The 12,216-nt window shown below is 52.0% G+C and carries 15 protein-coding genes; 2 read left to right on the forward strand and 13 right to left on the reverse strand.

The window, feature by feature from the left end; all coding sequences use genetic code 11:
• Positions 1-10: 10 nt before the first annotated feature.
• From holB to yceD, 12 genes are all read right to left on the reverse strand, one after another.
• Positions 11-1,009, reverse strand: a complete 999-nt coding sequence (gene holB / locus AB7038_RS02870; protein ID WP_368888900.1) for a DNA polymerase III subunit delta' — start codon at positions 1,007-1,009, stop codon at positions 11-13.
• Positions 1,009-1,647 carry a dTMP kinase gene (gene tmk, locus AB7038_RS02875; RefSeq protein ID WP_368888901.1) on the reverse strand — a complete coding sequence of 213 codons (639 nt, stop codon included), beginning with the start codon at positions 1,645-1,647 and terminating at the stop codon, positions 1,009-1,011. Before tmk ends, holB begins: the two co-directional genes overlap by 1 nt.
• The gene (mltG, locus tag AB7038_RS02880) at positions 1,644-2,666 is read right to left on the reverse strand and encodes an endolytic transglycosylase MltG (RefSeq protein ID WP_369452719.1); all 1,023 of its coding nucleotides are present in this window, start codon (positions 2,664-2,666) and stop codon (positions 1,644-1,646) included. Before mltG ends, tmk begins: the two co-directional genes overlap by 4 nt.
• A 20-nt stretch (positions 2,667-2,686) precedes the next feature.
• Positions 2,687-3,526: an aminodeoxychorismate lyase gene (pabC, locus tag AB7038_RS02885; protein WP_369452720.1), complete on the reverse strand. Its 840-nt coding sequence runs from the start codon at positions 3,524-3,526 to the stop codon at positions 2,687-2,689.
• A 159-nt stretch (positions 3,527-3,685) separates the two neighbouring features.
• The gene (gene fabF, locus AB7038_RS02890; protein ID WP_368888903.1) at positions 3,686-4,930 is read right to left on the reverse strand and encodes a beta-ketoacyl-ACP synthase II; all 1,245 of its coding nucleotides are present in this window, start codon (positions 4,928-4,930) and stop codon (positions 3,686-3,688) included.
• Positions 4,931-4,998: 68 nt separating this feature from the next.
• Positions 4,999-5,235 (reverse strand): acyl carrier protein, encoded by a 237-nt coding sequence (gene acpP / locus AB7038_RS02895; RefSeq protein ID WP_004238075.1) that lies wholly within the window; start codon positions 5,233-5,235, stop codon positions 4,999-5,001.
• 155 nt (positions 5,236-5,390) lie between these two features.
• Positions 5,391-6,125, reverse strand: coding sequence for a 3-oxoacyl-ACP reductase FabG (gene fabG / locus AB7038_RS02900; protein WP_004240650.1), 735 nt, complete (start codon positions 6,123-6,125; stop codon positions 5,391-5,393).
• A gap of 7 nt (positions 6,126-6,132) precedes the next feature.
• Positions 6,133-7,065, reverse strand: coding sequence for an ACP S-malonyltransferase (fabD, locus tag AB7038_RS02905; protein WP_368888904.1), 933 nt, complete (start codon positions 7,063-7,065; stop codon positions 6,133-6,135).
• Positions 7,066-7,084: 19 nt separating this feature from the next.
• Positions 7,085-8,038, reverse strand: coding sequence for a beta-ketoacyl-ACP synthase III (locus AB7038_RS02910; RefSeq protein ID WP_049241106.1), 954 nt, complete (start codon positions 8,036-8,038; stop codon positions 7,085-7,087).
• A 5-nt stretch (positions 8,039-8,043) separates the two neighbouring features.
• Positions 8,044-9,078 (reverse strand): phosphate acyltransferase PlsX, encoded by a 1,035-nt coding sequence (gene plsX / locus AB7038_RS02915; RefSeq protein ID WP_071592728.1) that lies wholly within the window; start codon positions 9,076-9,078, stop codon positions 8,044-8,046.
• Positions 9,079-9,106: 28 nt separating this feature from the next.
• Positions 9,107-9,277, reverse strand: a complete 171-nt coding sequence (gene rpmF / locus AB7038_RS02920; protein WP_004240653.1) for a 50S ribosomal protein L32 — start codon at positions 9,275-9,277, stop codon at positions 9,107-9,109.
• Positions 9,278-9,289: 12 nt separating this feature from the next.
• Positions 9,290-9,814 carry a 23S rRNA accumulation protein YceD gene (yceD, locus tag AB7038_RS02925; protein WP_004238065.1) on the reverse strand — a complete coding sequence of 175 codons (525 nt, stop codon included), beginning with the start codon at positions 9,812-9,814 and terminating at the stop codon, positions 9,290-9,292.
• Positions 9,815-9,968: 154 nt separating this feature from the next.
• Between yceD and AB7038_RS02930 the strand changes: the two genes are divergently transcribed.
• Positions 9,969-10,559, forward strand: a complete 591-nt coding sequence (locus AB7038_RS02930; RefSeq protein WP_368888906.1) for a nucleoside triphosphate pyrophosphatase — start codon at positions 9,969-9,971, stop codon at positions 10,557-10,559.
• Positions 10,560-10,596: 37 nt separating this feature from the next.
• The gene (locus AB7038_RS02935) at positions 10,597-10,923 is read left to right on the forward strand and encodes a hypothetical protein (RefSeq protein ID WP_368888907.1); all 327 of its coding nucleotides are present in this window, start codon (positions 10,597-10,599) and stop codon (positions 10,921-10,923) included.
• A 70-nt stretch (positions 10,924-10,993) separates the two neighbouring features.
• Here AB7038_RS02935 and rluC read toward each other — a convergent pair whose 3' ends face one another.
• Complete coding sequence (gene rluC / locus AB7038_RS02940) at positions 10,994-11,953, reverse strand: 23S rRNA pseudouridine(955/2504/2580) synthase RluC (protein WP_369452721.1); 960 nt, start codon at positions 11,951-11,953, stop codon at positions 10,994-10,996.
• Positions 11,954-12,216 lie beyond the last annotated feature (263 nt).

The following is a 12,216-nucleotide window of genomic DNA, read 5'->3' on the forward strand; positions in this document are numbered from 1 at the left end:
AATTAACTCATTATTTTAAATTAGGTGATGCAGAAAACAGGGTTTCCTGTTGTAACAATTGTTCTGTCAGCAGCAGTTCCTGATTCACGCCGGTGATGGTCATCAGCCGGTGGCGGCAGGTCAGCCAGCTTTCCGCTGCATTCAGTAAATGTGCGCTGCTGTAATGTGCTGCCAGTTGTGCAATAAGAGCGGACTGATCCTGATTCAGACAGGCGGGTGCCATATTCTGCTGATATTTTACCGCATCCATAAACAGGGTGGTCAGCCAGCTGATGCGCTTTTCCGCATCCTGGTGATTCAGTTCAGATAACAGCGACAGAAAATCCCCGCTGCGCACAGATTCTGCCAGCCGGGTAAACAGATTCAGGCGGTTCTGCCAGTCAGCGGTGGTCAGCAGTGACAGTGCCGCCGCCGGCGCATTGTGGCAGAGATTCAGCGCCGTCTGCCGCGACACCGCATCAGACTGCGGATGCTCGCGCTGTAACCACTGTACCCCGGTATCCGCTGACGGTGGTGCCAGATGATAAGCAAAACAGCGGCTGCGCAGTGTCGGCAGCAACTGCTCCGCCCGCAGGCTCTGTAACACAAACCAGGTATTCTCTGTCGGCTCTTCCAGGGTTTTCAGTAAGGCGTTGGCGGCCGCTTCGGTCAGCAGTTCCGCCTGCGGAATATGCACCAGTTTGGCACCACTCTGCTGGGCGTGCTCATACAGTTTTTCTGTCACGGCTCTCACGGCATCAATCCCGGTGGCGGACTTGCCTTTTTCCGGCTGCAGCAGATAAAAATCCGGATGGGTGCCTGCCAGCATCAGTTTACAGCTGTGGCACTCCCCGCAGCTTTTGATGCCCTGCGGCTGCTGACACATCCGCAGCCGTGTCAGGGCATAAGCCAGCTCATCAGTGCCGGTGCCGGGAATGCCGTACAGCAGCAGAGCATGATGACCCTGACCGGACATCCACGCGGTTGCCAGCTGACGGTAAACAGGATTAAGCCACGGATACCAGTTCATTACGCCTCTTTCTGCTGTGCCAGCCAGTTCAGTACGGCAGTGCGGATTGATTGATGGACGTTATTCATTGATTGCGAAGCATCAACGGTCACAATACGCGGATCCGACTCTGCCAGCTCCAGATAACGGGCCCGGGTGCGGCGGAAGAAATCCAGTGATTCCTGTTCGATTCTGTCCAGCTCGCCCCGGCTGCGGGCACGGGCCAGGCCGGTTTCCGGCGGCAGATCGAGATACAGAGTGAAGTCAGGATAAAAATCCCCCAGTACGGTATCACGCAGTGACTCCATCAGTTTGCGATCGATACCGCGCCCGCCGCCCTGATAAGCCTGCGAGGAGAGATCATGGCGGTCGCCGATCACCCATTGTCCGCGCGCCAGTGCCGGTTTGATAACATTATCCACCAGCTGAATACGTGCGGCATATAACATCAGCACTTCCGCTTTATCAGTGACGGTTTCGCCGTCGATCCCGTCTTTAATCAGGGTGCGCAGTTTTTCTGCCAGCGGTGTGCCGCCCGGTTCGCGGGTATAGACCAGGTCAGTGATGCCGTTTTCACGCAGTGTATCAACAATCACCTGACGTGCCGTGGTTTTCCCGGCACCTTCCAGCCCTTCAATTACAATAAATTTGCCTGTCATTGTTTTTTTAATCCGTTACGGTAATCCGCAACCGCCCGGTTGTGATCCCGCAGATTCGTGGTAAATACATGTCCGCCTTTGCCGTCCGCGACAAAGTAAAGGTAACCGGTGGTGTCCGGTCTGGCCGCCGCATCCAGCGAGGCACTGCCCGGCATCGCGATAGGGGTCGGCGGCATGCCGTCAATCTGGTAGGTATTATACGGCGTTGCCCGTGCCAGGTCGCTGCGGTAAATCGTGCCCTGATAACGCTCACCCATGCCGTAAATCACGGTCGGGTCGGTTTGCAGGCGCATTTTCAGTTTCAGCCTGTTCATAAAGACCGACGCCACCTTTTTGCGTTCGCCGTCCACGCCGGTCTCTTTTTCAATCAGCGAAGCCATGATCAGCATTTCATACGGATCGGCATACGGTAAGTCGGTGTTACGGGTCTTCCATGCCGCCGCCAGTTTGGTTTCCATCTGCTGATGCGCCCGTTTCAGGATTTGAGTGTCTTCCGTTCCCGCTGTATAGAGATAGGTATCCGGGTAAAAACGCCCTTCCAGATGACTGCCGGCCGGCAGACCGAGCATTTTTGTCAGTTTATCTGCCGGTAAATCCGCGAGGGTCTGTTTCAGGTAAGGCGCTTCTGACAAAATCTTCTGCCAGTCCGCTAATTTACTGCCTTCCACAAAACGGATACTGAATTGCGCCTCTTTACCGCTGACAAACAGTTGCAGCATGCTTTTGACTGTCATATCCGGCGTCAGTCGGTAAGTACCGGCTTTGATTTTTGCCAGTTCCGGCTCCAGTTGCAGCAGCCAGTCATAATTATGTGATTCCGGGATGATCCCGCTTTCCGCCAGTTTTTTCTCCAGCGCCACACGCCCGGTGCCCGGCGGAATGGTAAAAATAGTCTCTTCAGTGACAGAAATTTTTTGTCCGGAAAATGCGTTCACCTGATGATAAAGCCAGTACGCTACGCCGCCCGCAACCGCAAGCAGCACCAAAAATGTCACAAGGAAAATCCGTGTTTTTTTCATCAGTCATTAACTCTGTTAATTCAGGGTATTGCTGCCGGACAATGCGGCAAAAGCCAGGTAAAGAGTGAGCGGGAGGTATAATGCCAGTGATGACGGGCATCCGCGCGGATATCATTGACCGGCATGACCGGCATCAGCGCGTTGCACATAATCACTTCATCCGCTTTTGCCAGCACCTGCGGAAAACGTTCGGTTTCATAACAGCGGTAACGGCTGCCTTTCAGCACATCCATGATATGTGCGCGCATCACACCAGCCACGCCGCATTTGCTCAGTGATGGGGTGAATACGTCATCACCGCAGCGCCAGAACAGATTGGCGCTGCATCCTTCGGTCAGAAGGCCGTCAGTATCACAGACAATGGCTTCATCGGCCTGCTGTTCTGCCGTATAACGGCGGATCAGCACCTGCTCCAGCCGGTTCAGGTGTTTGATACCGGCCAGATACGGATTGACGGACAACGGCACCGGGCTTTTCACCAGCGATAAACCGCGCTCCTGCAATGCCGGATAGCTTTCCGGATATGCGGAGCGGATCAGGATCACTACCGGCGGTACACCAGCACGCAGATAACCGCGCCCCTGCTCACCGGCGGAAACAATCACTTTCAGCACGCCATCCGCTGTACCCTCTGCGGCCTGCATTATCCACTGAACCAGCAGTGTCTCATCCGGCAGTGTCAGCCCCAGCCCGGCACAACCGCTGCGGAGCCGGTGCAGATGGCGTGACAGCAGCGACGGTTTGCTGTTGACAATACGCATCGTGGTAAAACAGCCGTCACCAAACTGCACACTGCGATCAGAAATCGCAATGGTGTGCTGCGGTACACCATTAACCCAGTAATGCGTCTGTTGTGTCATAGCCAACTCATTGTTTTAACGGTTATTATTTAACCGTCATTCAGTATGCGGACAGACCTGTATAATAGTACAGCTGTGATTTTTGTGCAAAACTGCGATAGCGTCACCCGTCAGGTAAAAAAAAAGCGCCGTCAGGCGCTTTTCTCTCAGAAAACAGACTCAGATCTTACGGAAAATCAGGGAACCGTTGGTTCCGCCGAAGCCGAAAGAGTTACAGAGTGCGTATTCCATACCTTCCACTTTGCGGGCTTTACCCGGTACAAAGTCGAGTTTGCAGACCGCTTCATCCTGATTATCCAGGTTGATGGTCGGCGGTACAATCTGATCACGCAGTGCCAGAATGGTGAAAATAGATTCCACCGCACCGGCCGCACCCAGCAGGTGACCGGTCATGGATTTGGTGGAACTGACCAGAACGTTTGTTCCTTCACCAAATACCGTTTCAACGGCTTTCGCTTCCGCCACATCACCCGCAGAGGTGGATGTACCGTGAGCATTGATATAGCCGATGCTGTCAGCAGGAATACCCGCATCCTGAATCGCGTTTGCCATGGCCAGTGCGGCACCGTCACCGTTTTCCGGTGGTGATGTCATGTGATAAGCATCGCTGCTCATCCCGAAACCGACCAGCTCCGCGTAGATTTTCGCACCGCGGTTTTTCGCGTGTTCGTACTCTTCCAGCACCAGCATACCGGCACCGTCACCCAGCACAAACCCGTCACGATCTTTATCCCACGGACGGCTTGCGCCCTGAGGATTGTCATTATTGGTGGATAAGGCACGCGCAGCACCGAACCCGGCAACACCTAATGGTGTGCTGGCTTTTTCAGTACCACCGGCAACCATCACATCCGCATCACCGTAAGCGATGATCCGGGCAGCATGACCAATGTTATGCACGCCGGATGTACAGGCAGTGGCAATGGAAATGCTTGGTCCGCGCAGGCCGTACATAATACTTAAATGTCCGGCAACCATATTGATGATAGTTGAGGGAACAAAGAACGGGCTCACTTTACGCGGGCCGCCGGCAGCCAGAGCGCTGCAGTTTTCTTCAATCAGTCCGAGACCACCAATACCAGAACCAATCGCAGCTCCGATACGGGTTGCATTGGCTTCTGTTACTTCGATTCCGGAATCCGCAATTGCCTGGATACCGGCTGCAATACCGTATTGAATGAAGAGATCCATCTTCCGGGCATCTTTGCGCGAAATATTAAAATCTTCGTGATTGAAATCTTTTACCATACCTGCGAATTTGGTCGCATGGTTAGAGGTGTCAAAATGATCAATCAGGCTGATACCACTCTGCCCGGCACACACAGCTTTCCAGGATGAATCGACTGTATTACCGACAGGAGATAACATGCCAAGTCCGGTCACGACTACACGACGCTCAGACACGCTTATCCTCCGGGGGGGAAAATAAAAGAAACAAGGCGGTCGGGTGACCGCCTGGACATGAGGGATGCTTACTTGCCTGCGTTCTCAACGTAGTCAATAGCAGCCTGTACAGTTGTGATTTTTTCTGCTTCTTCGTCTGGGATTTCGATGTCGAACTCTTCTTCCAGAGCCATCACCAGCTCAACTGTGTCAAGAGAATCAGCGCCTAAGTCATCAACGAATGAAGCTTCGTTTTTTACTTCTTCCTCTTTAACACCCAGTTGTTCAACGATGATTTTCTTAACACGTTCTTCGATAGCGCTCATACTATTAAATTTCCTATCAAAACTCGCTATATGCGATGGTTTTCGTAGTTTATAAAATACAGGAAAAGATGCAACCCAATCCCGGCTGGTCTAACCATATAAATACTCACTTTTGCGTGTGTTTACACAAAAACGGCAAATGGTTAGCTCAAACATTAAATCATGTACATGCCACCATTGACATGCAATGTCTCGCCTGTGATGTAAGCCGCTTCATCAGAAGCTAAGAAGGCTACAGCACTGGCAATCTCTTCAGCATCACCCAAACGGTTAGCAGGAACCTGAGATAAAATGCCTGCACGCTGGTCGTCTGTCAATGCACGAGTCATATCGGTTTCGATAAAACCCGGGGCAACGACGTTGACGGTGATACCGCGCGACGCGACTTCACGGGCGAGTGATTTACTGAAACCAATCAGCCCGGCTTTCGCTGCCGCATAGTTAGCCTGTCCGGCGTTCCCCATCGTTCCGACAACAGAACCGATGGTGATGATGCGCCCGCAACGTTTTTTCATCATGGCGCGCATAACCGCTTTGGACAGTCGGAATACGGATGAAAGGTTAGTGTCGAGGATATCCTGCCACTCATCGTCTTTCATACGCATCAGTAAGTTGTCACGTGTGATACCTGCATTATTAACCAAAATATCAATTTCGCCAAACTCAGCGCGAATATTTTCTAATACATGGTCAATGGATGCGCTGTCGGTCACGTTCAGGGCAAGGCCTTTACCCTTTGCGCCTAAGTATTCACTGATAGCAGCCGCACCGCTTTCGCTGGTTGCAGTACCAATCACAGTTGCACCGCGTGCTGCTAATTTCTCAGCAATTGCACGGCCGATTCCGCGGCTCGCACCGGTGACAAGGGCAATTTTGCCTTCAAAGCTCATCTCAACCTCAGCGATTTTCAAGTGCTGTTTCCAATGATGACATATCATTGACAGCAGATGATGTTAATGTTTTCACAATACGCTTAGTCAGCCCGGTCAGTACTTTGCCCGGCCCTGCTTCCAGCAGATCTTCAATACCCTGCGCGGCCATAAACTCAACAGTTTCGGTCCAGCGTACCGGATTATAAAGCTGACGGACTAATGCATCACGAATTGCATCGGCGGAAGTCTCTATCTTAACATCAACATTGTTCACAACAGAAAAGATTGGTGTATTAAATGTGATATTTTTTAGCGCAACGGCTAATTTATCAGCAGCCGGCTTCATTAATGCACAATGTGACGGCACACTGACCGACAACGGCAGCGCACGTTTCGCCCCGGCTTCCTTACATAATGCCCCGGCACGCTCAACGGCGTCTTTTTCACCGGCGATAACCACCTGGCCCGGCGAGTTAAAGTTAACCGGTGATACGACCTGCCCCAGGGCTGCTTCTTCACAGGCTTTGGCGATAGCATCATTGTCCAGACCGATGATGGCATACATTGCCCCGGTACCGGCCGGAACGGCTTCCTGCATCAGGCGGCCGCGTAATTCCACCAGTTTGATGGCTTCTTTAAAATCCATCACACCGGCACACACCAGCGCGGAGTATTCCCCCAGGCTGTGACCGGCCATCATGGCAGGCATTGCGCCGTTTTTTTCCTGCCAGACACGCCAGATGGCCACAGAGGCCGCCAGCAGTGCAGGCTGGGTCTGCCAGGTTTTATTCAGTTCTTCTTCCGGCCCGTTCTGAACGAGTGCCCATAAATCGTAGCCCAGTTCAGCGGATGCTTCGGCAAAGGTTGCCTCAACGACCGGAAAATTTGCCGCGAGGTCCGCCAGCATACCGACTGACTGAGAACCCTGTCCCGGAAATACCATTGCATATGCAGACATGATTTAGCTTCCTGAAAAATTAAAAACGAATTAATGCAGAACCCCAGGCAAAACCACCGCCGAAGGCTTCAATCAGAATCAGCTGACCGCGTTTGATGCGCCCGTCACGAACCGCTTCGTCGAATGCAGTCGGTACAGAGGCCGCAGAGGTGTTGCCGTGACGATCAAGCGTTACCACCACTTTATCCATGCCCATATTTAATTTTTTTGCTGTGGCACTGATAATGCGCAGGTTTGCCTGATGCGGCACCAGCCAGTCAAGTTCTGATTTATCAATATTGTTCGCCACCAGCGCTTCTTCAACGACGTTGGCTAATTCACGGACCGCCACGCGGAACACTTCGTTACCTGCCATTGTCAGGTACGCCGGTTTTTCACTGTCTTTGCGATCTTTATTCGGTAATGTCAGCAGATCGCCATAGCGACCGTCCGCATGTAAATGGGTGGAGAGAATGCCCGGCTCTTCTGAGGCTTCAACCACAAAAGCACCCGCGCCGTCACCAAACAGGATAACAGTACCGCGATCTTCAGGGTCCAGCGTTTTCGCCAGCACATCCGAACCGATCACCAGGGCTTTTTTCGCCATACCGGTTTTAATGAATTGATCCACCACGCTGATAGCGTAGCTGAAACCGGCACACGCCGCCGCCACATCAAAGGAGATGCAGCTGTCAATGCCCAGCAGTTTCTGGATTTCACAGGCCGCGCTCGGGAAACCGTGCGTGGAAGAAGTGGTACCCACAACGATCAGATCGATATCACCGGCAGGAATACCCGCCATATCCAGTGCGTTCAGAGCTGCCTGGTGCCCCATCGTAACAACAGTTTCATCATCACCGGCCAGACGGCGCTCACGGATCCCCGTACGAGTAACAATCCACTCATCGGTTGTGTCGACCATTTTTTCCAGATCAGCATTTGTGCGGATTTGTGCAGGAAGATAGCTCCCGGTTCCTAAAATTTTCGTATACATATTAATTAGTTACTCTTGGGTAATACCATAGCGAGGCGGGATGCGATTCGTTCAGGCACCTGCTTTTCAACAGTCTGAACCGCCTGCGTTATGGCAGCGTTGAATGCACTTACATTCGCCGCACCGTGACTTTTAATCACAATGCCGCGTAATCCTAACAGAGAAGCACCGTTATACTGGTCGGGGTTCAGGTGGCTGAAGCGTTTATTCAGCCATTTTGTCACCACTTTCTTCACAAGTTTGTACAGAAGGGATGAAGATTTGCCTTCATTTTGTGATTTAAACATAGAAAGGATCACACGAATCACCCCTTCCATAGTTTTCAGGGTAACGTTACCCGCGAAGCCGTCACAGACCAGCACATCAGTTTTACCGGTCAGAAGTTCGTTACCTTCTGCATAGCCGATATAATTGATGTCCGGTATCGATTTCAGCACCGTGGCTGCTTCGCGGATATTGTCGAGTCCCTTGGTTTCTTCTTCACCGATGTTCAGTAATGCCACACGCGGATGCGGGATCCCGGCCACATCTTCTGCCATCACCGCGCCCATGACAGCAAACTGCACCAGCATCTCACTGCTGCACTCCGCATTTGCGCCCAGATCAAGCAGCACCGTTTTGCCTTTCTTCTGATTCGGCACCACGGTCATCAGTGCAGGACGCTCGATGCCTTCAATCGATTTCAGCATCAGTTTCGCCAGCCCCATCAGCGCCCCGGTGTTTCCGGCACTGACGCACGCCTGTGCCTCCCCCTCTTTCACCAGTTCCAGCGCGATACGCATGGATGTGCCTTTGCTCTGGCGGATAGCCTGAGAAGGTTTGGCATCACCGGCAATTGTCTCATAGGCAGGGATCACCCGCAGACGACTGAGCAGCTCAGCATTCTGGTTTGCAAGCAGAGGAGAAATGGAGTCAGGGTGCCCGACCAGCAACAGGGTGAGCTTTGGATTAGATGCCAGTGCCTGCAGCGAGGCAGGCACTGTGACATGGGGGCCGATATCCCCACCCATGGCATCTAACGCGATGGTTAGATTAGTCAAGATATCAACGTGCTTAAAAAGCAGCAGATTACTTGTTGATTACCTTACGACCACGGTAGTAACCATCAGCGGTCACATGGTGGCGCAGATGAGTTTCACCAGAGGTTTTGTCAACAGAAACCAGAGTTGCTGACAGTGCGTCATGAGAGCGACGCATACCACGTTTGGAACGAGTTGGTTTATTTTGTTGTACGGCCATTGACCTTACTCCTTAAGTACTTTTCTTTAAACTGGCTAATGCGGCAAACGGATTTGGCTTTTCTGCTTCCGGAGGAAGCTCACCAAAGACTTTCACCGCGTCGGACACTTCACAGTGTTCAGAATCATGTACCGGAACCACAGGCAGAGAAAGAATTAATTCATCTTCAATCATTGCCAGTAAATCTGTCTCACCAAAATCATTTACGTCAATTGGCTCATACTCTTCCGGTAATGCCTCAGCCTGTTCATCGCTGACAACCGGGCTGAAACAATACGTTGCGCGGACATGAAGCGGGAAGATATTACCACACCGCTGACACTCAAGTGAAACATCAGTTTCTGCTGTTCCCTTAATGACTGTCAGACGCTGCGGATCGATTTCAAACGTCAAATCAACATCAACATCGCTGTCCACACTGACTACCGATTCGGCTAACCGCGTAACCTGCTCAGGTGCATAGCACCCCCGGTAATCCAGACGCTTCTGCGCGGCGCGCTTTGCATCAATAGTCAGAGGTAATTTTATCTTTTGCATAAGGCGCGCATCTTATATTCGTAAGACGATATAGTCAAAGAAAATATAGACAGCAAAGAGGGCGGTAACCTGCCTTCCCGCTAAAAATACACTCAATAAGCGGCGCATAGTTTAGAATGAGTTTATTCTTTTTACCACGACTTTCGGAATATTTATGATCTCACTGGTTCTCGCCTCCACCTCCCTGTACCGCAAAGCTTTGCTGGAAAAACTCGGCATCCCGTTTGTATCCGCCGCCCCGGGTACGGATGAAACCCCGCATCCGGCAGAAGACGCGCAATCGCTGGTCATGCGCCTGGCGCGCGAAAAAGCCCGTTCATTAACGCAGCAGTACCCTGACAGTCTGATTATCGGCTCTGATCAGGTCTGTGTGCTGGACGGGGAAATCACCGGCAAACCACATCATTATGACGCGGCCTTTGCACAACTGCGCAAAGCCTCCGGTCAGTGCATCACCTTTTATACCGGGCTGACCCTGTACAACAGCGCCACCGGGGAAGATCACACGATATGTGAACCTTACTGTGTGCATTTCCGTACACTGGATGATGACGAAATCCGTGCCTATCTGCTGGCGGAAATGCCCTATCAGTGTGCCGGAAGCTTTAAATCCGAAGGTTTAGGAATCGCCTTATTTAAAAAACTGCAGGGAGATGACCCTAATACACTGATAGGTTTACCGCTGATCCGCCTGACAGAATTGCTGATTCAGGCCGGATACAACCCACTGCGGATCCCCCGCTGACACACGCCGGGGCATCCGATAATTCTGAGGAACTGACATGAAGCTGAAAATGATCGCTGCCGCAACGCTGCTGTTCAGTGCTGCCGGTCTGGCTGCCCCGTCACTGGCGGATAAAACGACCTTTGTTGCCGACTGTACAAAAGGCGCTGTGACCAACCTGAAAAACCCGGAGAACCGCAGCAAAGTCCCGGCAGTCTGTGAGTGTGTGTATGACAACTCACTGGCGAAATTCGGCAAAGACGGGCTGGAAAAACTGGATGACCGGGTCCGCAAAGGTCAGACGCTGACCGGACAGGACTCTCAGGCTATCGGTGAGATTGCACAGAGTTGTACCACAAAGATTATCGGTGTACAGCCGCAGTAACCGCAGAATACCCTCTGTATAAGAAAAAACCCGCGTTTATCAGCGCGGGTTCTTTATTTCTGTTCTCTGCTTATTTTGCCTGTTTCGACCGCAGTACTGTCAGGCAATGGCGCAGTTTTTCATCCAGCGGTGCCTGAAGGCGCATCGCCTCACCGGTGGACGGATGAGTGAAGGCAAGTGCCGCCGCATGTAAAAACAGCCGGTTAAGCCCTGTCCCTTTCAGCTGAGCATCAAACTGCGCATCACCGTAGCGGTTATCAAACGCGATCGGATGCCCCGCATGCAGTGTGTGTACACGGATCTGATGTGTGCGACCGGTGACCGGACTGGCTTTGACCAGTGTGGCAGTCTCAAACCGCTCCTCCACTTTAAACCGTGTTTCCGACGGTTTGCCTTCCGGACTGACTTTCACCACGCGCTCACCGCTCTGGAGAATATTTTTCAGCAGCGGTGCCTGCACCACTTTTACGGAAGACTGCCACTGGCCGCGCACCAGTGCCAGATAATCTTTCTGCATCTGTTTCAGACGCAGTTGCTCATGCAGTGCCCGCAGAGCGGAACGTTTTTTGGCGATCAATAAAATGCCGGAGGTATCGCGGTCAAGCCGGTGCACCAGTTCCAGGAAGCGCGCCTCCGGACGCAGTGCGCGCATTGCCTCAATCACCCCGAAACTCAGACCGCTGCCGCCGTGCACCGCGGTGCCCGCCGGTTTATTAATCACCAGGATATGATCATCTTCATATAATACACACTCTGCGAGTGCAGATACTTTATCCAGTTTCGCTGATACCGGGGCATCATTTTTCTCAGCCACACGCACCGGCGGGATACGGATGCTGTCCCCGTCCGCGATTTTGTATTCCGGCTTAATCCGGCCTTTATTGACACGCACTTCCCCTTTGCGGATGATGCGGTAAATCATGCTCTTCGGCACCCCTTTGAGGCGCGCGAGCAGGAAATTATCAATACGCTGGCCGGCTTCATCGCCGGACACAACAACAAATTGAACTGTCTGATTATCAGTTTTCATGAAACGGGGGGCTATCCTCTGAACCGTTGCTCCGTAAACCGGCATATTTTTCCGGTGAAACAGGCGGCAAATGTGCATCAATGTTTTACGCGGCTATTTTCCCATTTTTTCCGGAAAAAGACCAAGGATTAACGTCATTAACAAATTTCTGCATAATTTTCACCGAAACATGCAATGTCACCTTGCTATAACCACACCGGCAATGGAATAATGCATGCGCCGATTTTGGCAAAACAGATATTTTATCTTTGTCTGACCGATGA

Origin of the sequence: Morganella morganii (assembly GCF_041099235.1) — a bacterium.
Classification (GTDB): domain Bacteria; phylum Pseudomonadota; class Gammaproteobacteria; order Enterobacterales; family Enterobacteriaceae; genus Morganella; species Morganella morganii_E.